Annotated in this window: 19 protein-coding genes and 1 pseudogene; 2 read left to right on the top strand and 18 right to left on the bottom strand. The window is 66.5% G+C overall.

Annotation, left to right across the window (positions count from 1 at the left end; genetic code table 11):
- Nucleotides 1-6: 6 nt before the first annotated feature.
- From ABIE41_RS17870 to ABIE41_RS17950, 17 genes and pseudogenes are all read right to left on the bottom strand, one after another.
- Complete coding sequence (locus tag ABIE41_RS17870) at nt 7-783, bottom strand: biotin--[acetyl-CoA-carboxylase] ligase (protein WP_192641636.1); 777 nt, start codon at nt 781-783, stop codon at nt 7-9.
- Between the two features lie 93 nt (nt 784-876).
- On the bottom strand, nt 877-2,304 hold the full coding sequence (gene nuoN / locus ABIE41_RS17875; protein WP_192641637.1) for an NADH-quinone oxidoreductase subunit NuoN: 1,428 nt from the start codon (nt 2,302-2,304) through the stop codon (nt 877-879).
- An 11-nt stretch (nt 2,305-2,315) separates the two neighbouring features.
- Nucleotides 2,316-3,827, bottom strand: coding sequence for an NADH-quinone oxidoreductase subunit M (locus ABIE41_RS17880; RefSeq protein WP_192642850.1), 1,512 nt, complete (start codon nt 3,825-3,827; stop codon nt 2,316-2,318).
- A gap of 4 nt (nt 3,828-3,831) precedes the next feature.
- The gene (gene nuoL, locus ABIE41_RS17885) at nt 3,832-5,871 is read right to left on the bottom strand and encodes an NADH-quinone oxidoreductase subunit L (protein ID WP_192641638.1); all 2,040 of its coding nucleotides are present in this window, start codon (nt 5,869-5,871) and stop codon (nt 3,832-3,834) included.
- 26 nt (nt 5,872-5,897) lie between these two features.
- Entirely contained in the window at nt 5,898-6,206 is a 309-nt protein-coding gene (gene nuoK, locus ABIE41_RS17890) for an NADH-quinone oxidoreductase subunit NuoK (RefSeq protein ID WP_192642851.1), read from the bottom strand.
- Nucleotides 6,203-6,826, bottom strand: a complete 624-nt coding sequence (locus ABIE41_RS17895; protein ID WP_192641639.1) for an NADH-quinone oxidoreductase subunit J — start codon at nt 6,824-6,826, stop codon at nt 6,203-6,205. The genes nuoK and ABIE41_RS17895 overlap by 4 nt, the downstream gene beginning before the upstream one ends.
- A gap of 131 nt (nt 6,827-6,957) precedes the next feature.
- The gene (nuoI, locus tag ABIE41_RS17900) at nt 6,958-7,446 is read right to left on the bottom strand and encodes an NADH-quinone oxidoreductase subunit NuoI (RefSeq protein ID WP_069054985.1); all 489 of its coding nucleotides are present in this window, start codon (nt 7,444-7,446) and stop codon (nt 6,958-6,960) included.
- An 18-nt stretch (nt 7,447-7,464) separates the two neighbouring features.
- Nucleotides 7,465-7,695: a hypothetical protein gene (locus tag ABIE41_RS17905; protein ID WP_192641640.1), complete on the bottom strand. Its 231-nt coding sequence runs from the start codon at nt 7,693-7,695 to the stop codon at nt 7,465-7,467.
- Between the two features lie 2 nt (nt 7,696-7,697).
- On the bottom strand, nt 7,698-7,907 hold the full coding sequence (locus ABIE41_RS17910; RefSeq protein WP_192641641.1) for a hypothetical protein: 210 nt from the start codon (nt 7,905-7,907) through the stop codon (nt 7,698-7,700).
- Nucleotides 7,907-8,926, bottom strand: a complete 1,020-nt coding sequence (gene nuoH / locus ABIE41_RS17915; protein ID WP_192641642.1) for an NADH-quinone oxidoreductase subunit NuoH — start codon at nt 8,924-8,926, stop codon at nt 7,907-7,909. Before nuoH ends, ABIE41_RS17910 begins: the two co-directional genes overlap by 1 nt.
- Nucleotides 8,927-8,932: 6 nt before the next feature.
- A complete protein-coding gene (nuoG, locus tag ABIE41_RS17920; RefSeq protein ID WP_192641643.1) occupies nt 8,933-10,996 on the bottom strand; it encodes an NADH-quinone oxidoreductase subunit NuoG in 2,064 nt (687 codons plus the stop codon).
- 4 nt (nt 10,997-11,000) lie between these two features.
- Entirely contained in the window at nt 11,001-12,305 is a 1,305-nt protein-coding gene (nuoF, locus tag ABIE41_RS17925; RefSeq protein WP_192641644.1) for an NADH-quinone oxidoreductase subunit NuoF, read from the bottom strand.
- Nucleotides 12,306-12,315: 10 nt separating this feature from the next.
- On the bottom strand, nt 12,316-13,290 hold the full coding sequence (nuoE, locus tag ABIE41_RS17930) for an NADH-quinone oxidoreductase subunit NuoE (RefSeq protein WP_192641645.1): 975 nt from the start codon (nt 13,288-13,290) through the stop codon (nt 12,316-12,318).
- Between the two features lie 290 nt (nt 13,291-13,580).
- Nucleotides 13,581-14,772 (bottom strand): annotated as a pseudogene (locus ABIE41_RS17935) (NADH-quinone oxidoreductase subunit D).
- 12 nt (nt 14,773-14,784) lie between these two features.
- Entirely contained in the window at nt 14,785-15,390 is a 606-nt protein-coding gene (locus ABIE41_RS17940) for an NADH-quinone oxidoreductase subunit C (RefSeq protein ID WP_192641647.1), read from the bottom strand.
- A 142-nt stretch (nt 15,391-15,532) separates the two neighbouring features.
- Complete coding sequence (locus ABIE41_RS17945) at nt 15,533-16,117, bottom strand: NuoB/complex I 20 kDa subunit family protein (protein ID WP_054141301.1); 585 nt, start codon at nt 16,115-16,117, stop codon at nt 15,533-15,535.
- Between the two features lie 64 nt (nt 16,118-16,181).
- Nucleotides 16,182-16,562, bottom strand: coding sequence for an NADH-quinone oxidoreductase subunit A (locus ABIE41_RS17950; RefSeq protein WP_210320827.1), 381 nt, complete (start codon nt 16,560-16,562; stop codon nt 16,182-16,184).
- 283 nt (nt 16,563-16,845) lie between these two features.
- Here ABIE41_RS17950 and ABIE41_RS17955 point away from each other — a divergent pair, with 283 nt between their 5' ends.
- Both ABIE41_RS17955 and ABIE41_RS17960 read left to right on the top strand, forming a co-directional pair.
- Complete coding sequence (locus ABIE41_RS17955; RefSeq protein WP_192641648.1) at nt 16,846-17,160, top strand: HdeA/HdeB family chaperone; 315 nt, start codon at nt 16,846-16,848, stop codon at nt 17,158-17,160.
- 5 nt (nt 17,161-17,165) lie between these two features.
- A complete protein-coding gene (locus tag ABIE41_RS17960; RefSeq protein ID WP_192641649.1) occupies nt 17,166-17,795 on the top strand; it encodes a YcbK family protein in 630 nt (209 codons plus the stop codon).
- A 3-nt stretch (nt 17,796-17,798) separates the two neighbouring features.
- Here the strand turns inward: ABIE41_RS17960 and ABIE41_RS17965 are convergent, their stop codons facing one another.
- Entirely contained in the window at nt 17,799-18,569 is a 771-nt protein-coding gene (locus tag ABIE41_RS17965; RefSeq protein WP_192641650.1) for a molybdate ABC transporter substrate-binding protein, read from the bottom strand.
- Nucleotides 18,570-18,605: the final 36 nt, after the last annotated feature.

Here is an 18,605-nt window from a genome sequence, read left to right on the forward strand (position 1 = left end):
ACGTCGTCAGCGCGTTGTCTCCTCGGGCGCGGCGGCGCCGAAGAACAGATCGCCGGCATCGAAGGCCTGTGTCGCAGCCGACGTCTCGAGCAGCAGCCGGCCGCCGGGGTCGAGGCCGGCGAAGATACCGGTGACGGCGCCCGCGGGCGGACGGATGGTGATGGTCTCGCCGAGGAACGCGGCCCGCACCAGCCAGGCCTGCCGGATAGGGCCGAAGCCGCCGGCCTGGCGCCAGATGGCGAAGCGCTCGGCGAAGGCCTCGGCCAGCGCCGCCAGCGTCGCCTCGATGGTAACGTCCGGGGCATGGGCGCGCAGGAAGCTCGCCGGATAGGGCGTCCCTTGCGCACAGGAGGCGATGTTGATGCCGAGGCCCGCGATGACGGCGAAGCGCCCTGCCCCGCTCTCGCCCTCGAGCAGCAGGCCCGAACATTTGGCCCCGTCGACGAGCAGATCGTTCGGCCATTTGAGCGCGAGTCGCGGCGCCGCGAGCCCCGTAACGCGTGCGGCGGCATCATGCAGCGCCAGTCCCGCGACGAAGCCGAGTTGCGGCGCCAGCGCCGGCTCGCAGGGGTTCACCAGGAGAAGGCTCGCGTAAAGATTGCCCGGCGGGGAGGTCCACTGCCGGCCATGGCGTCCGCGCCCGGCATTCTGGCTGCGCGCGACGATCCAGAGAAGGCCGGGGTCGCCCTGATGGAGCGCGCGCCGCGCCTCCTCCATGGTCGAGCCGACCTCGTCGCGGATGATCAGCCGGTAGCCGGCGGCGCGGGCGGCTTCAGGGAGCATGGTCGCACCGGGTCTTCTCGGACGCAGCTAAGCGAATGCCCGGAAGTCGCCGGCAGGAGATGCGCGGGTCAAGCCCGAGCATGACGTCGTGCCTCAAAACAGCGACTTCGCCGCCGCACCGGCCGAGTTCAGCAGCGGGGCCGGCAGCAGCGAGAGCGCGAGCACGAAGATCGCGGAGACCAGCAGAACGGCGCGCACGCCGATATCGCCCTTCTCGAAGGCTGGCTTGGCGTCGTCGAAATAGATCACCTTGACGAGGCGCAGATAGTAATACGCGCCGACGACGCTGGTGACGACGCCGACCACGGCCAGGACGTAGAGCTTGGCGTCGATCGCGGCGAGGAAGACGTAGAACTTCGCCCAGAAGCCGGCCAGCGGCGGGATGCCGGCGAGCGAGAACATCATCATCGACAGCGCGAAGGCCATCCAGGGATTGGTTCGCGACAGGCCGGCGAGCTCTCCGATCTCCTCGACCGGCTTGCCGTCGCGGCGCATCAGCAGCACGCAGGCGAAGGCGCCGAGCGTCGTGGCGAGGTAGATCGCCATATAGACCAGCACGCCCTGAACGCCGCTGGCGGTGCCGGCGGCAAGGCCGACCAGCGCGTAGCCCATGTTGGCGATCGAGGAATAGGCGAGCAGGCGCTTGATGTTGGTCTGGCCGATCGCGGCGAAGGCGCCGAGCGCCATCGAGGCGATGGCGATGAAGATCACGATCTGCTGCCACTCATGCAGCGCGCCGGGGAACGCACCGACGAAGATGCGAACGACCATCGCCATCGCGGCCATCTTGGGCGCGGAGGCGAAGAAGGCTGCGACCGGGGTCGGGGCGCCCTCATAGACGTCCGGCGTCCACATGTGGAAGGGCACAGCCGAGATCTTGAAGGCGACGCCCGCCGCGATGAAGACGATGCCGAAGATCAGCCCGAGACCGGGATGGCCGTGCTGCACGGCCGCCGCGATGCCGGGATAGGTCACGGTGCCGGTGAAGCCGTAAACCAGCGAAGCGCCGTAGAGTAGCATGCCCGACGAGAGCGCGCCGAGGACGAAGTATTTCAGGCCCGCTTCCGTCGACCGGGCATTGTCGCGGTCGAAGGCGGCGACGACATAGAGCGCCAGCGACTGCAATTCGAGGCCGACATAAAGGCCGATGAGATCATTCGCCGAGATCATCATCATCATGCCGATCGTGGCGAGCACGATCAGGATCGGGAACTCGAACCGCATCGAGCCATCACGGCGCAGGCTGTCGGCCGAGAGCAGGATGGCGGCCGCCGCGCCCAGCAGCGTCAGCACCTTGAAGAAGCGCGCGAAGCCGTCGGCGATGAAGCCGTCATTGAAGGTCAGAGCGCGGCCCGTGCCGGACAGGACCAGAACGAGCGTCAGCGCAAACAGCGCCAGCGCCACGCCCTCGAGCAGGCGCGTCGCCTTCTCGCCGCGGATCGCGCCGACCAGCACCATCGCGATGGCGCCGATGGCGAGGACGATTTCCGGGAGTGCCGGGCCGAGAGCGGGCAGAGCCATCCTGAAAGACCTTACTGAACGGCCAGCATCGCCGTTTTCGCGGCGGTGAGAGCGGCCTGATAATTCTTGATGAGGGCTTCGGTCGGGGCGGCGAAGGCATCCAGGATCGTGCCCGGGCGGATGCCGTACCAGACCGTCAGCAGAACGAGCGGGACCAGGATCGCTATCTCGCGGCGGTCGAGATCGGCGATGTCCTTGAGCTCGGGCTTGACCAGTTCGCCGAAGACGACGCGGCGATAGAGCCAGAGCGCATAGGCGGCCGAGAGGATGACGCCCGAGCAGGCGATGAAGGCAACCCAGGGGTTGGCGCGGAAGGCGCCCATCAGCGTCAGGAATTCGCCGACGAAGCCGGCCGTGCCCGGCAGGCCGACATTGGCCATGGTGAAGACCATGAAGATGACGGCGTAGACCGGCATCCGGTTCACCAGCCCGCCATAGGCCGCAATCTCGCGGGTGTGCATCCGGTCATAGATCACACCGACACAAAGGAAGAGCGCGCCCGAGACCAGCCCGTGGCTGACCATCTGGAACATCGCGCCCTGGATGCCCTGCGGCGTCAGGGTGAACAGGCCCATCGTGACGAAGCCCATATGCGCCACCGAGGAGTAGGCGACGAGCTTCTTGATGTCCTCCTGCATCAGCGCCACCAGCGAGGTGTAGACGATGGCGATGACGGACAGCGCGAAGACGAAGGAGGCGAAATAGGCCGAGGCCTCCGGGAACATCGGGATCGAGAAGCGGATGAAGCCGTAGCCGCCCATCTTCAGCATGATCGCGGCGAGCACGACCGAGCCTGCGGTCGGCGCCTCGACGTGGGCGTCGGGCAGCCAGGTGTGGACCGGCCACATCGGCATCTTCACCGCGAAGGAGGCGAAGAAGGCCAGCCACAGCCAGGTCTGCATGTTCGCGGGGAACTTGTGCGCCAGCAGCGTCGGGATGTCGGTGGTGCCGGCGTGCCAGTACATCGCCATCAGCGCGAGCAGCAGCAGCACCGAGCCCAGCAGGGTGTAGAGGAAGAACTTGTATGAGGCATAGACGCGCCGCTTGCCGCCCCAGATGCCAATGATCAGGAACATCGGGATCAGGCCGCCCTCGAAGAAGAGGTAGAACAGCACGAGGTCGAGCGCCACGAAGACGCCGATCATGAGCGTCTCGAGGATCAGGAACGCGACCATGTATTCGCGCACGCGCTTCGTGATCGCATGCCAGGACGCCAGGATGCAGAACGGCATCAGGAAGGCCGTCAGCACCACGAAGGGGAAGGAGAAGCCGTCGACGCCGAGCTTGAACTGGATGGCCTCGGAGACCCAGGCATGGGTCTCGACCATCTGGAAGCCGGGATTGGCGGGGTCGAACTTCGCCCAGGCGACGCAGGCCAGAACGAAGGTCGCAACCGTGGCGGCGAGCGCCGCGTAGCGCGCATTGGACTCGACCGAAGCCTCGTCGCCGCGCTGCGCCAGGATGAAGGCCGCGCCGACGAGCGGCAGGACGAGAAGACCGGTGAGGATACCGAAGCCGAACATCATCTCACCCGCGCGCCACGAGATACCAGGTCACCAGGCCCGCGACGCCCATCAGCATGGCGAAGGCATAGTGGTAGAGATAGCCGGTCTGCAGCCGCACGACCCGGTTGGTCACGTCGACGACGCGGGCGGAAATGCCGTCCGGGCCCATGCCGTCGATGACGAAACCGTCCCCCTTCTTCCAGAGGAACTTGCCGATCCACATCGACGGCTTCACGAACAGGAAGTCGTAGATCTCGTCGAAATACCACTTGTTGAGCAGGAAGCGGTAGAGGACCGGGTTGGCGGCGGCGAGCTTGCCCGGCACGTCCGGGCGCAGGACGTACATGTAGAGCGAGACCAGGAAGCCCAGCACCATCGCGATGAAGGGCGAGGCGATCACCCAGCCGGGAACCTCGTGCATCTCGTGCAGGATGTGGTTGTCCTTGCCCGTGAAGAGCGAAGCCTTCCAGAAATGCTCGTAGTTGTGGCCGATGAACGCCTCCTTGAAGGCGAAGCCGGCGGCGACCGCGCCGAGCGACAGCACGGCGAGCGGGATCAGCATCACCAACGGGCTCTCATGCGGCTTGTGGTCGTGGCCATGGCCGTGATGGTCGTCATGCGCATGGGCAGCATGGGCATGGTCGTCATGGCCATGAGCGGCGTGAGCGTGGTCGTCGTGACCATGCGACGCGTGAGCGCCCGCGCCCCAGCGCGGCTTGCCCTCGAAGGTCATGAAGTAGAGCCGCCAGGAGTAGAACGAGGTGAAGCAGGCAGCCACCACCAGCAGCACGAAGGCGTAAGAAGCGGCGAAGCCCTTATGCGCGACCGCGGCATAGGCGCTCTCGATGATCGCGTCCTTGGAGAAGTAGCCGGCGAAGAGCGGGAAGCCGGTGAGCGCCAGCGTGCCGATGGTCATGGCCGCCGCCGTCAGCGGGATGTGCTTCCTGAGGCCACCCATGTTCCGCATGTCCTGCTCGTGATGCATCGCATGGATGACCGAGCCGGCGCCGAGAAACAGCAGCGCCTTGAAGAAGGCGTGGGTGAAGAGATGGAAGACACCGGCCGAATAGGCGCCGACGCCGAGCGCGACGAACATGTAGCCGAGCTGCGAGCAGGTCGAGTAGGCGATGACGCGCTTGATGTCGTTCTGGACGAGGCCGACGGTGGCGGCGAAGAACGCGGTCGTCGCGCCGATGACGATGACGACGGTGAGCGCCACCGGGGCGTATTCGAAAATCGGCGACAGACGCGCAACCATGAAGACGCCGGCGGTGACCATGGTCGCGGCGTGGATGAGGGCCGAGACCGGGGTCGGGCCCTCCATCGCGTCGGGCAGCCAGGTGTGCAGCAGGAACTGGGCCGACTTGCCCATGGCGCCCATGAACAGCAGCAGCGCGGTCAGCGTCAGCGCGTTCCAGTCATAGCCGAGGAAGCGGAAGGTCTTCTCGGTCAGGCCGGCGATCTGCGGGAAGATGGTGTCGAAGGCGACCGAGCCGGTCAGGACGAAGACCAGGAAGATGCCGAGCAGGAAGCCGAAATCGCCGACGCGGTTGACGATGAAGGCCTTCATGGCCGCGGCGCAGGCGGAGGGCTTCTGGTACCAGAAGCCGATCAGCAGATAGGAGGCGAGACCGACGCCCTCCCAGCCGAAGAACATCTGCAGCAGGTTGTCGGCCGTCACCAGCATCAGCATGGCGAAGGTGAAGAGCGACAGATAGGCGAAGAAGCGCGGCCGGTGCGGATCCTCGTGCATGTACCCGATCGAGTACAGGTGCACGAGCGAGGAGACGGTGTTGACAACGACCAGCATCACCACGGTCAGCGTGTCGACGCGGAACGCCCAGTCGACCTGCAAGCCACCCGAGGACATCCAGGTGGCGACCTGCACGCGGGTCGTGCCCGAGCCGAAGCCGACATTGAAGAAGGCGATCCAGGACAGGACGGCCGAGACGACCAGCAGCGAGGTGGTGACGATCTCCGATCCGCGCGCGCCGATCAGACGGCCGAAGAGGCCGGCGATCAGGAAGCCGATCAGGGGGAGGAAGACGATCGCGTGATACATGGGGCGGTTCCGGGCGCGTGCGCGCCTCAGCCTTTCATCATGTTGATGTCTTCCACCGCGATCGTGCCGCGGTTGCGGAAGTAGACGACGAGGATAGCGAGGCCGATGGCGGCCTCCGCCGCCGCCACGGTCAGAACCAGCAGCGCGAAGACCTGCCCGACGATGTCGTTCAGGAAGCTGGAAAAGGCGACGAAGTTCAGGTTGACCGCGAGCAGGATCAGCTCGACCGACATCAGGATGACGATGACGTTCTTCCGGTTCAGGAAGATGCCGAGCACGCCCAGCGTGAACAGGATCGCGCCGACGGCGAGATAGTGGCCAAGGCCGATCATCAGACGGTCTCCTCCGGCAGGGCCGCGCCCGGCTGCACCTTCTTGACGTCCATGGCGGTCGCCTTGGTGCGGGCGTTCTGCTGCACGATATCCTGGCGCTTGATGCCGGTACGCTCGCGCAGGGTCAGCACGATGGCGCCGATCATCGCGACGAGCAGCACGAGGCCGGCGGCCTGGAAGTAATAAACGTACTTCGTGTAGAGCACCCGGCCGAGCGCCTCGGTGTTGGTGATGCCGGCGGGGATGGCGGCGACAGGCGCGCGCACGATCTGCGGGTCGATGACCCAGGCGCCGACGACCAGCAGCAGTTCGACCGCGAAGACGATGCCGAGCAGCGCGCCGATCGGCAGGTAATTCAGGAAGCCCTGGCGGAATTCGGCGAAATCGACGTCGAGCATCATCACGACGAAGAGGAAGAGCACCGCGACCGCGCCGACATAGACGACGATCAGCAGCATCGCCAGGAACTCGGCCCCCAGCAGCAGGAACAGCCCGGCCGCGTTGACGAAGGCAAGGATCAGATAGAGCACCGAGTGCACGGGGTTGCGCGAGGCGACCACCATGAACGCCGAGGCGACGGTGACACCCGCGAAGAGATAGAAGAAGGCCGCTGCGGCATTCATCTCGGTCAGCCTTTCCGCCTCTGCAGGCGGCTCTCGTGTTCCGTGCCGCCCGACTCTCGCCGGGCGTCGTTTGGAGCGTCTATAGTCAGGCCCACCGGCTGCGACAACCGCGCCGGGAGCCTGCCGGACCCTCAGCGATAGGGAGCGTCCATCGCGATGTTGCGCGCGATCTCGCGCTCCCAGCGGGCGCCGTTCTCGAGCAGCCTGTCCTTGTCGTAGAACAGCTCCTCACGGGTCTCGGTGGCGAACTCGAAATTCGGCCCCTCGACGATCGCATCGACCGGGCAGGCCTCCTGGCAGAAGCCGCAATAGATGCACTTCGTCATGTCGATGTCGTAGCGCGTGGTGCGGCGCGTGCCGTCATTGCGGCGCGGGCCGGCCTCGATGGTGATCGCCTGCGCGGGGCAGATCGCCTCGCAGAGCTTGCAGGCGATGCAGCGTTCCTCGCCATTGGGATAACGGCGCAGTGCATGCTCGCCGCGGAAGCGCGGGCTCTGCGGATTTTTCTCGAAGGGGTAGTTGATGGTCGCCTTCGGCTTGAAGAAATAGCGCATCGACAGCGCGAACGCGCCGACGAACTCCTTCAGCAGCAGGCCCTTTGCGGCTTGTGCGAGCGACATAGCCTTCGTCCTTCCCAGTCAGCCGAACAGCGTCCGGCCGATCACATATCCCAGCACCGGCGTGACGCCGCCCATCAGAACGGCCAGCGCCACCTTCAGCCAGCGGATGCGGCGCTCATAGTCGTCGCGCTCCGCCTGCGTCGTCGAATGATCGGTCCGGCGTAGCGCCGCGATGACGACGCCCGACACGATCCTGTATTCCAGCAGCCCCAATGCGAGGCCGAGGACGGCCCCGATCGCGCCCGCCACGCTCACCCCTGCACCAGCCCCAGCCACTGCACGGCGCGGCTTCCGAGGAGGCCCCCGAGAAAGACCGCGAAGATCCACCCGTTCCAGGCGAAGTCGAACATCGCGTCGACCGCACCGAACCATTGGTTGCGCCAGGCGAGGTAGCACCCCGCGTAGAACAACCCGCCACCCGCAACCATCCCCGCAAAGCCACCGAGGACGGACGTGACCATCAGCGTACCGGGCCCCAGCCCGTCAGCTGCAGCACGAAGGCGACCACCACCACGGAGACCAGCGACAGCGGCAGGAAGACCTTCCAGCCCAGCCGCATCAGCTGGTCGTAGCGGTAGCGCGGCACGAAGGCCTTCACCATCGCGAACATGAAGAAGACGCCGCAGACCTTGAGCATGAACCAGACGACGCCCGGCACCCAGGTGAAGGGCGCGACCGGGAACGGCGGCAGCCAGCCCCCGAGGAACAGGATCACCATCATGGCGCACATGGTCATGATCGCCACGTATTCGCCGAGCATGAACAGCAAATACGGGGTCGAGGAGTATTCGACCATGTAGCCGGCGACGAGCTCCGATTCCGCTTCGGGCAGGTCGAAGGGCGGCCGGTTCGTCTCGGCCAGCGCCGAGATGAAGAAGATCACGAACATCGGGAAGAGCGGCAGCCAGTACCAGCCGAACAGGCCGACCTTGGTGTTCTGCGCCTCGACGATGGCCGAGAGGTTCAGCGATCCCACGCAGAGCAGGACGGTGATGATCACGAAGCCGATCGAGACCTCGTAGGACACCATCTGCGCGGCCGAGCGCAACGCGCCCATGAAGGGGTACTTCGAGTTGGAGGCCCAGCCGGCCATGATGATGCCGTAGATGCCCAGGGACGAGATCGCCAGAACATAGAGGATGCCGACATTGATGTTGGCGATCGCCCAGCCTTCGGAAACCGGGATGACCGCCCAGGCCGAGAGCGCCAGCAGGCAGGTGACCAGTGGCGCCAGCAGGAAGACGCCCTTGTTGGAGCCCGACGGAATGATCGGCTCCTTGAAGGCGAATTTCAGCAGGTCCGCGAAGCTCTGGAACAGGCCGAAGGGACCGACCACGTTGGGGCCGCGCCGCAACTGCACCGCCGCCCAGATCTTGCGGTCGGCCAGCAGGATATAGGCGATGAAGACGAGCAGGCAGGCGATGAGCAGGAAGCTCTTGCCCAGCATGATCGCGAGATCGAGAACGAGGTCCCAGTTCATGGCCGGTTACTCCGCCGCCTGCTGCAGCCGGCCGGAGGCCAGCGCCGAACATTCGGCCATCACGGCGGAAGCGCGCGCGATCGGGTTGGTTTGGTAGAAATCGGCGACCGTCGAGACGAAGCCGGCCTTCTCGGCCTTGCCGCCGAGGTCGGCGAGCGTGCCGAGCCCGGAGGCGTCCGCCGGATCGAGCCTATCGAGCGCGGCGAAATGCGGATGGGCCGCATAGAGCGCCTTGCGCAGGCCGGCCAGCGAGTCGAAGGGCAGCGTCTTGCCGAGCGCGGCCGAGAGGGCGCGCAGCACGGCCCAGTCCTCGCGGGCGTCACCCGGCGCGAAGGTGGCGCGCTCGGTCATCTGCACGCGGCCTTCGGTGTTCACATAGGTCGCCGACTTCTCGGTATAGGCGGCACCCGGCAGGATGACGTCGGCGCGATGGGCGCCGCGGTCGCCATGGGTGCCCTGATAGACGACAAAGGCGCCGGCAGGCACCTCGATCTCGTCGGCGCCGAGCAGGAACAGCACGTCGAGCGCGCCGGGCGCGACCATGCCGGCGACATCGAGGCCGCCCTCACCCGGCACGAAGCCGAGATCGAGCCCGCCGACGCGGGCGGCGGCGGTGTGCAGCACGCCGAAACCGTTCCAGCCTTCGCCGACGGCGCCGAGCGCATGGGCGGCCTTGGCGGCCATAGCCAGGATCGCCTCGCCATCGGGACGGGCCAAAGCGCCCTGCCCGATCAGCAGCATCGGCTTTTGCCGGTTGGCCGGGGCATGATCGACGAAACCGGCGAGCGTGTCCGGTCCTGCGCCCAGATGAGCGTAGTCATAGGTCAGGTCGACCTTCTCACCGACCAGGCCGAGGGTGAAATCGCCGCGCAGCCAGCGCTTGCGGATGCGCGCGTTCAGGATCGGCGCTTCCTTGCGGGGATTGGCGCCGATGATCATCAGCGCATCCGCCTCCTCGATCCCGGCGATGCCGGCGTTGAGGATGTAGCTGGCGCGGCCGAATTTCGGATGCAGCTTGGTGCCGTCCTGCCGGCAATCGAGATTGGCCGATCCGAGCGAGGCGATCAGGCTCTGGAGCGCGAACATCTCCTCGACCGCCGCGAGATCGCCGGCGATGGCGCCGATCTTCTCCGGCTTGGCCGCCTTCACCTTGCCGGCAATCAGCGCGAAGGCCTCGTTCCAGGAGGCCGGGCGCAGCGCACCGTTCTGGCGGATATAGGGCCGGTCGAGACGCTGCGTGCGCAGGCCGTCGACGATGTGGCGGGTCTTGTCGGAGATCCACTCCTCGTTCACCGCCTCGTTGAGGCGGGGCAGGATGCGCATGACCTCCTTGCCGCGGGAATCGACGCGGATGGCCGAGCCGACGGCGTCCATCACGTCGATGGACTGCGTCTTGGACAGCTCCCAGGGCCGGGCCTTGTTCTGGTAGGGCTTCGAGGTCAACGCGCCGACCGGGCAGAGATCGACGACATTGCCCTGGAGCTCCGAGGTCATCGCCTGCTCGAGATAGGTGGTGATCTCCATGTCCTCGCCGCGGCCGATGGCGCCGAGATCGGAGCCGCCCGCGACTTCCGTGGTGAAGCGGACGCAGCGCGTGCACTGGATGCAGCGCGTCATCGAGGTCTTCACCAGCGGGCCGATATACTTGTCCTCGACCGCGCGCTTGTTCTCGGCATAGCGCGAGGTGTCGACGCCATAGGCCATCGCCTGGTCCTGCAGGTCGCACTCGCCGCCCTGGTCGCAGATCGGGCAATCCAGCGGGTGGTTGATGAGGAGGAACTCCATCACCCCCTCGCGCGCCTTCTTGACCATCGGCGACTTGGTCGAGACGACCGGCGGCTCGCCATTGGGGCCGGGGCGCAGATCGCGCACGCCGATAGCGCACGAGGCCTGCGGCTTGGGCGGCCCGCCCTTCACCTCGACGAGGCACATGCGGCAGTTGCCGGCGATCGAGAGCCGCTCATGGAAGCAGAAGCGCGGCACTTCGGCGCCCGCCGCCTCACAGGCCTGAAGCACCGTGTATTCGGCGGGTACGTCGACCTCGATGCCGTCGATGATGAGTTTGGTCATGCTCTCACTCCGCCGCCATCATGCGCACGGGCTCGCTGTGCGGGTTGGCGGCATAGTCGTCGATGCGCTGCTCGATCTCGTGACGGAAATGCGCAATCAGGCCCTGGATCGGCCAGGCGGCGGCGTCGCCGAGCGCGCAGATGGTATGGCCTTCGATCTGCTTGGTGACGTCCAGCAGCATGTCGATCTCGCGCTTCTGGGCGCGGCCCTCGACCATCCGCTCCATGACGCGCCACATCCAGCCCGTGCCCTCGCGGCACGGCGTGCACTGGCCGCAGCTCTCATGCTTGTAGAAATGGCTGAGGCGGGCGATGGCGCGGATGACGTCGGTGGATTTGTCCATGACGATCACGGCTGCGGTGCCGAGGCCCGATTTCAGCTTAGACAGCGAGTCGAAATCCATCGGCGTGTCGATGATCTGCTCGGCCGGCACCATGCGCACCGAGGAGCCGCCCGGGATGACCGCCTTGAGATTGTCCCAGCCCCCCCGGATGCCGCCGCAATGCCGGTCGATCAGTTCGCGGAAGGTGATGCCCATCACCTCTTCGACATTGCAGGGCTTGTTCACATGGCCCGAGATGCAGAACAGCTTGGTGCCGACATTGTTGGGGTTGCCGAGCGAGGAAAACCAGCTCGCGCCGCGGCGCAGGATGGTCGGCGCGACCGCAATCGACTCGACGTTGTTGACCGTGGTGGGGCAGCCATACAGGCCGACATTGGCCGGGAATGGCGGCTTCATCCGCGGCATGCCCTTCTTGCCCTCGAGGCTCTCGAGCAGGGCCGTCTCCTCGCCGCAGATATAGGCGCCGGCGCCGTGATGCACATAAAGATCAAAGGGATAGCCGTGGACGTTGTCCTTGCCGATGAGCCTGGCCTCATAGGCCTCGTCGACGGCGCGCTGCAGCGCCTCGCGCTCACGGATGTATTCGCCGCGGATGTAGATGTAGGCCGCATGCGCGCCCATCGCGAAGGAGGCGATCAGGCAGCCCTCGACCAGCGTATGCGGGTCGTTGCGCATGATCTCGCGATCCTTGCAGGTGCCCGGCTCCGACTCGTCGGCATTGACGACGAGGTAGTGCGGGCGCCCATCATTGACCTTGGGCATGAAGGACCATTTCAGCCCGGTCGGGAAGCCGGCGCCGCCGCGACCGCGCAGGCCGGACTTCTTCATCTCGTCGATGATCCAGTCACGGCCCTGCTCCAGCAGGAACTTGGTGCCGTCCCAGGCGCCACGCGCCATGGCGCCCTTCAGCGACAGGTCGTGAAGGCCGTAGAGATTGGTGAAAATACGATCGCGATCGGCGAGCATCGTCTTGACCTCACTTCACCGGCTTGTCGGCGGGCGCGCCGGCCGATTTGGCCGACTCCGCGGCTGACTTGGCATCGACCTTGCCGCCGGCGGCGGGGGTATCGTTGGCGGCCCCGCTGGGCTGGCCCGGCTCGGACGGCTTGGGGCGCCCGGGTGCGGCCGTCTCGGTCGCCGGCTTCGTCGCAGCTGCGGGCGTCGCGTCGGTCTTTGGGGCGTCTGCCTTGGGAGCGTCAGGCTTGGGCGCATCCGTCTTGGGTGCCTCGGCCTTCTTGGCCTCCGCCTCGGCCGCGGCCTTGGCGGCGGCGGCTTCGGCCGCGGCCTTGCGCTGCTCGGTGACGCGCTTCTGCCAATCGCCGGCGCCGATCACCGTGCCGTCATAAAGGGCCGGGTCCTTCAGGGTCTCGCCGCCGCCGAGCGGCTCCGAGCCCGAGCGGCCGTTCTGCGGGCCGGGCTTCGTCGGCCGGCCGTGGCGGAGATCCTCCAGCAGCGCCTTGAAGTTCTCGGGCGTCAGATCCTCATAATAGTCGAAGTTGATCTGCGCCATCGGGGCGTTGCAGCAGGCACCGAGGCACTCGACCTCGAGCCAGGAGAGCTTGCCGTCGGCGCTGACCGTCGATTGCGGGCCGATGACGTCGAGGCAGACCTTCTTCAGGGCCTCCGCGCCGCGCAGCGCGCAGGGCGTGGTGCCGCAGAGCTGGATGAAGTGCTCGCCGACCGGCTGGAGATTGAACATGGTGTAGAAGGTCGCGACCTCCATCACCCGCATCGGCGCCATGCCGAGCTTGCGCGCGACCGCCTCGATCGCGGCACGCGGCAGCCAGCCGTCATGCTGTTCCTGCGCCTTCCACAACAGCGGGATCACGGCCGAGGCCTGGCGGCCCTCCGGATATTTGGCGATCTGCTGGTCAGCCCAGTTCTCGTTCGCCGCGGTAAAGGCGAAGGAGGTGGGCTGAACCGGATCAGGTGCAAGACGACGGACGGACATTCGGCTTTCTCAACCCTGGCAATGGCTTCGATAGTGAGCGGCGGCACGCGGCAGAGCCGGCGCACAACGCCCATAGTTCGGATCCTGGCCGCCGCAGCTGCAGCTGAACACCGGATCCGTGCAACGGCGGACATAAATCCAGGAGCACCAGCTCACATATCCCGGCTGATCCTTGGCGACATAGCGAAACCCGGCCTTTTCAAGCTGCTGATAGGTCGGACGGGTCTGCGCGGACGCGGCTTCAACCGCCAACGCGCACCCGACCAGACCGATCAAGGCAGCGGCCAACCTCACCGATCGACCTCCCCGAAGACGATGTCGAGCGAGCCCAGGATCGCGGACACGTCCGCCAGCATGTGCTTGCGGCACATGAAGTCCATGGCCTGGAGATGGGCGAAGCCCGGCGCCTTGATCTTGACGCGGTAGGGCTTGTTGGTGCCGTCGGCGACGAGATAGACGCCGAATTCGCCCTTCGGCGCCTCGACGGCCGCATAGACCTCGCCCTCGGGCACCTTGAAGCCCTCGGTGTAGAGCTTGAAGTGGTGGATCAGCGCTTCCATCGAGCGCTTCATCTCGCCGCGCTTGGGCGGGACCATCTTGCCGTCGAGCGCCGAGATCCGGCCGCCGCCATCGGCCGAGAGCAGCTTCTCGCAGCACTGCTTCATGATGCGAACCGACTGGCGCATCTCTTCCATGCGGATGCAGTAGCGGTCGTAGCAGTCGCCGTTCTTGCCGATCGGGATGTCGAAATCCATCTCGGCATAGCACTCATAGGGCTGCGACTTGCGCAGGTCCCAGGCGGCGCCGGAGCCGCGGACCATCACGCCCGAGAAGCCCCATTTCCAGCAGGTCTCGAGATCGACGACGCCGATATCGACATTGCGCTGCTTGAAGATGCGGTTGTCGGTGAGCAGCCCCTCGAGATCGTCGCAGATCTGGAGGAACGGGTCGCACCATTCGGCGATGTCATGGATCAGCGAGGGCGGCAGATCCTGGTGAACGCCACCGGGCCGTGAAATAGGCGGCGTGCATGCGCGCGCCCGAGGCACGCTCATAGAACACCATCAGCTTCTCGCGCTCCTCGAAGCCCCAGAGCGGGGGTGTCAGCGCGCCGACGTCCATCGCCTGCGTGGTGACGTTGAGGAGGTGGGAAAGGATGCGGCCGATCTCGGAATAGAGCACGCGGATAAGCTGGCCGCGGCGCGGGACGGTGACGCCCATCAGCTTCTCGACGGCCAGGCAGTAGGCGTGCTCCTGGTTCATCGGCGCGACATAATCGAGCCGGTCGAAATAGGGCAGCGCCTGGAGATAGGTCTTGGCCTCGATCAGCTTTTCGGTGCCGCGATGCAGCAGGCCGATATGGGGATCGACACGCTCGACGATCTCGCCGTCGAGCTCCAGCACGAGACGCAGCACGCCGTGCGCTGCCGGATGCTGCGGCCCGAAGTTGATCGAGAAGTTCCGGATGTTGTGTTCGGTCATGTCCGGCTCCGATCAGACCGTCTTCGCCTTCTCGTCACCGGGCAGGACGTAATCCGTCCCTTCCCAGGGCGAGAGGAAGTCGAAGTTGCGGAATTCCTGGTTGAGCTTCACCGGCTCGTAGACGACGCGCTTCTGCTCGTCGTCGTAACGGACCTCGACATAGCCGGTCAGCGGGAAGTCCTTGCGCAGCGGATAGCCCTCGAAGCCGTAGTCGGTGAGGATGCGGCGCAAATCGGGATGGCCCGAGAACAGGATGCCGTAGAAGTCGTAGGCCTCGCGCTCGTACCAGTTGGCGGCCGGGAAGACCTCGATGATCGAGGGCACCGGGGTGGCCTCGTCGGTCTGGACCTTCACGCGGATGCGACGGTTCGAATAGGGCGCCAGCAGATGGTAGACGACGTCGAAGCGATTCTCGCGGCCCGGATAATCGGCCCCGGCGATGTCGGTGAAGTTGACGAAGCGGAAGCGGCGATCGCCGTACAGCGTCTTCATCACCGCGACGATCGAGGCTGCCTCGACATGGATCGTCAGTTCGTCGAAGGCGACGACCGCCTCGGTGACCGCGCCCGGCAGCGCCGCCTTGATCTCTTCGCCGAGTTGTACGAGCGCTTCGCTCATCATCTCACCTTCGTTGCCCCATCTGCGTCATGACCGGGCTCGACCCGGCCATCTCATGCAGGATTGGGCCCAATCCCTGTCGTGTCCGGCACCGGTTCGTCGAAAGAAGGCCGGATCAGGCCCGACCTCGACGAAAAACGGCCTAGCGCTCGATCGTGCCCGTGCGCCGGATCTTCTTCTGCAGCAGCAGCACGCCGTAGAGCAGCGCCTCCGCCGTCGGCGGGCACCCCGGCACGTAGATGTCGATCGGCACGATGCGGTCGCAGCCGCGCACCACCGAGTAGCTGTAGTGGTAGTAGCCGCCGCCATTGGCGCAGGAGCCCATCGAGATGACGTAGCGCGGCTCCGGCATCTGGTCGTAGACCTTGCGCAGCGCCGGGGCCATCTTGTTGGTCAGCGTGCCCGCGACGATCATCACGTCCGACTGGCGCGGCGAGGCGCGCGGCGCGAAGCCGAAGCGCTCGACATCGTAGCGCGGCATCGAGAGCTGCATCATCTCGACGGCGCAGCAGGCGAGGCCGAAGGTCATCCACATCAGCGAGCCGGTGCGCGACCAGTTGATCAGGTCGTCGGTGGCGGTGACGAGGAAGCCCTTGTCGGCGAGCTCGCTGTTGATCGCGGTGAAGAACGGGTCACGCTGGCCGACGGGCAGGCCGTCGGGGCCGAGCAGGCCCTTGGGCGCAGGCGCGACGAGCGGGTCCCCGCGGTCGATCGCTGTTGTTGCCATTCTCGTATCCTCGTGAACCGTAACCGTCAGATATGCCTCGCGCTTTGCGCGTTCGAGGCGACAGTTAGTCCCACTCAAGCGCACCCTTGCGCCACTCATAGACGAAGCCGACCGTCAGCACGCCCAGGAAGATCATCATCGACCAGAACCCATACCAGCCGAGCTCGCCGAAAGCGACGGCCCAGGGGAACAGGAAGGCGACCTCGAGGTCGAAGATGATGAACAGGATCGCCACGAGGTAAAAGCGCACATCGAACTTCATGCGCGCGTCGTCGAAGGCGTTGAAGCCGCACTCATAGGCCGAGAGCTTCTCGGGGTCCGGCTTCGAATAGGCGATCAGGAAGGGGGCGACCAGCAGGGCCAGGCCGATGAATGCGGAGACGCCGACGAAGATCACCAGCGGCAGATAGTCGTTCAGGAGCGACGGCACCGGAAGAGCTTGCATGGACGATCCCGCCTCGAAACGGACGCGGCACCGCGCCGCCGCTGTCGATTAGACCTTGCTTTAGAATGAAGCAAGACTCTGCCGCGCCGCAGCATCGCGCAGCAGGGTTGATTCCGGCGCAAGAGTCGAGATTTGTGCCGTTGCTCCCGCGGCCGTCGGGCGCAACCGCCCGAATTTCGCCGCAGAAACGCGGCTTCCCGCTAGCCGCATACGCTGCGACACGACACACTCGCGTCGAATCGATTCACCCGCGTTCCACCGCGACGTCCAAGGAGAGGCGCCCATGCCCGCGCATGTCCGGTCCCTGCTGGCGGCCCCCCTGCTCCTCATTGCGGGGCTGCAGATCGCGCAGGCGGAAGCGCTCGACCTGTCGCGGGCGAGCTGCGCCGACTTCGTCTCGATGAACGAGAACGACCGCACCCAGCTCTCGCTCTGGCTCGCCGGCTACTTCGCCGGCAGCGCGATGCGCCCCCTGCTGGATACCGACAAGGTCACGGCCGCGCCCGCCGCGCTGGCGGAGCTCTGCGCCAAGTCCCCGCAGCTCGCCCTCGTCGGGGCCGAGACGCGGGCCGTCTTCATCCCCGCGCCGACGCCCTGACCTTCATGGTTCGACGCTTTCCGATCGCGCCGGCCCTGGCGCTGGTGCTTGCCTGCGCGCCCTTCGCTGCGGCTTTCGCGCAGCAGGACGGCCAGATGATGCGCGCGCCGCTGCCGCCGCAGCGCCCCTTCGACCTCGATCTGCCGGGCAGCCCGGCCCTGCCGCCGATCATCGTGCCGCCCCCCAGCCAGGCTGCCGACGCCCCCACGCCCGCCGCGAACGCGCCGATGGCGAGCGAACCGGACGAGGACCAGGGCCCGGAATGGCCGCAGCTGACACCCGGCCAGAAGGCCGGCGCCGAGCCCGCCTTCGACCCCAACGAGAAACCCGACCGTCCGGGCATCTCGACCGATCCGGGCACGTCGATCGCCTGCCTGCCGCAGCGGCTGAAGCTGATCCTGAACAAGATCTCGGACAAATACGGGGCGGTGAAGGTGACCTCGACCTGGCGCCCGCCCTGGCGGGCGCGACGCGGCTCCTATCACAAGCGCTGCGAGGCGATGGATTTCCGGGTGCCAGGGGTCAGGCCGAGGACGGTCATCGAATGGGTCCGGACCTTGCCCGAGGTCGGCGGGCACAAGGTCTACTGGAACGGCATCCTGCACGTCGACACCGGGCCGCGCCGGCCCTGGTGAGGCTCACTCCGGCGCGCGCTCCATGCCCTTCTCGGCAAGGATGCGGCGGGCGGCGTCGCCCTGCAGAAAGGCGAGGAAGGCCTTCGCCGGAGCCGAGCCGGCCGCATTGGTCGCCAGTCCGCCGGTGTAGACGGTGTAGCTCTGGATCTCGGCGGGCAGCGGCCCAACCAGCACCGCACCGGGAACGGCGAGGATCTCGCTGATCTGGTGGATGGCGAGATCGGCCTCGCCGGTGACGAGCCGCTGGGCGACGAGGCCGCCCGGGACAAGGACCGCCTTGGCCCTGATCGGCTCGGCGATGCCCATGGTCTCGAGCAGCTTCGAGAAGTAGATGCCGCTGGAGCCGCCGGCGGCCGGGTCGATATAGGCGACCTTGCGGGCCTCCAGCAGCGCCGTCTTGAAAGCCGCCACGGTGGCGACGTCGGGACGCGGCGCGCCCTCCTGCACGGCGACGCCGACCGAGGTGCGCGCCAGATTGACCGGCGTGCCGGCCGCGATCCTGCCGCCGCCGACGAGTTCCTTCACGGCGGCCGGTGTCAGCACCGCGACATCGAAGGCCTCGCCCCCGCCGATGCGGCGCAGCAGCGCGCCCGCCGTGTCGTTGTCGATGACGAGCTTGTGGCCGGTGCTCTTCTCGAATTCCGGGGCGACCGCGGTCACGATCGGCTTGAAGGCTCCCGCCGTCAGGACCTTGATCTCGTCGGCCGATGCCGGCGCGGCGAGGCAGGACAACAGGCCGGCGACGGCCCAAGCGACGGCAGAACCAAGGCGCATAACAAACTCCCCTGCCCGAACGACCGGGCCCCGCAT

The organism is Bosea sp. OAE506 (assembly GCF_040546595.1).
Lineage (GTDB): Bacteria > Pseudomonadota > Alphaproteobacteria > Rhizobiales > Beijerinckiaceae > Allobosea.

Excerpts from the sequence above, each read along its gene's own strand:
- ABIE41_RS17870 (WP_192641636.1), bottom strand. The coding sequence starts at position 783 with ATGCTCCCTGAAGCCGCCCGCGCCGCCGGCTACCGGCTGATCATCCGC.
- nuoN (WP_192641637.1), bottom strand. The coding sequence starts at position 2,304 with ATGGCTCTGCCCGCTCTCGGCCCGGCACTCCCGGAAATCGTCCTCGCC.
- ABIE41_RS17880 (WP_192642850.1), bottom strand. The coding sequence starts at position 3,827 with ATGTTCGGCTTCGGTATCCTCACCGGTCTTCTCGTCCTGCCGCTCGTC.
- nuoL (WP_192641638.1), bottom strand. The coding sequence starts at position 5,871 with ATGTATCACGCGATCGTCTTCCTCCCCCTGATCGGCTTCCTGATCGCC.
- ABIE41_RS17895 (WP_192641639.1), bottom strand. The coding sequence starts at position 6,826 with ATGAATGCCGCAGCGGCCTTCTTCTATCTCTTCGCGGGTGTCACCGTC.
- nuoI (WP_069054985.1), bottom strand. The coding sequence starts at position 7,446 with ATGTCGCTCGCACAAGCCGCAAAGGGCCTGCTGCTGAAGGAGTTCGTC.
- ABIE41_RS17910 (WP_192641641.1), bottom strand. The coding sequence starts at position 7,907 with ATGGTCACGTCCGTCCTCGGTGGCTTTGCGGGGATGGTTGCGGGTGGC.
- nuoH (WP_192641642.1), bottom strand. The coding sequence starts at position 8,926 with ATGAACTGGGACCTCGTTCTCGATCTCGCGATCATGCTGGGCAAGAGC.
- nuoG (WP_192641643.1), bottom strand. The coding sequence starts at position 10,996 with ATGACCAAACTCATCATCGACGGCATCGAGGTCGACGTACCCGCCGAA.
- nuoF (WP_192641644.1), bottom strand. The coding sequence starts at position 12,305 with ATGCTCGCCGATCGCGATCGTATTTTCACCAATCTCTACGGCCTTCAC.
- nuoE (WP_192641645.1), bottom strand. The coding sequence starts at position 13,290 with ATGTCCGTCCGTCGTCTTGCACCTGATCCGGTTCAGCCCACCTCCTTC.
- ABIE41_RS17940 (WP_192641647.1), bottom strand. The coding sequence starts at position 15,390 with ATGAGCGAAGCGCTCGTACAACTCGGCGAAGAGATCAAGGCGGCGCTG.
- ABIE41_RS17945 (WP_054141301.1), bottom strand. The coding sequence starts at position 16,117 with ATGGCAACAACAGCGATCGACCGCGGGGACCCGCTCGTCGCGCCTGCG.
- ABIE41_RS17950 (WP_210320827.1), bottom strand. The coding sequence starts at position 16,562 with ATGCAAGCTCTTCCGGTGCCGTCGCTCCTGAACGACTATCTGCCGCTG.
- ABIE41_RS17955 (WP_192641648.1), top strand. The coding sequence starts at position 16,846 with ATGCCCGCGCATGTCCGGTCCCTGCTGGCGGCCCCCCTGCTCCTCATT.
- ABIE41_RS17960 (WP_192641649.1), top strand. The coding sequence starts at position 17,166 with ATGGTTCGACGCTTTCCGATCGCGCCGGCCCTGGCGCTGGTGCTTGCC.
- ABIE41_RS17965 (WP_192641650.1), bottom strand. The coding sequence starts at position 18,569 with ATGCGCCTTGGTTCTGCCGTCGCTTGGGCCGTCGCCGGCCTGTTGTCC.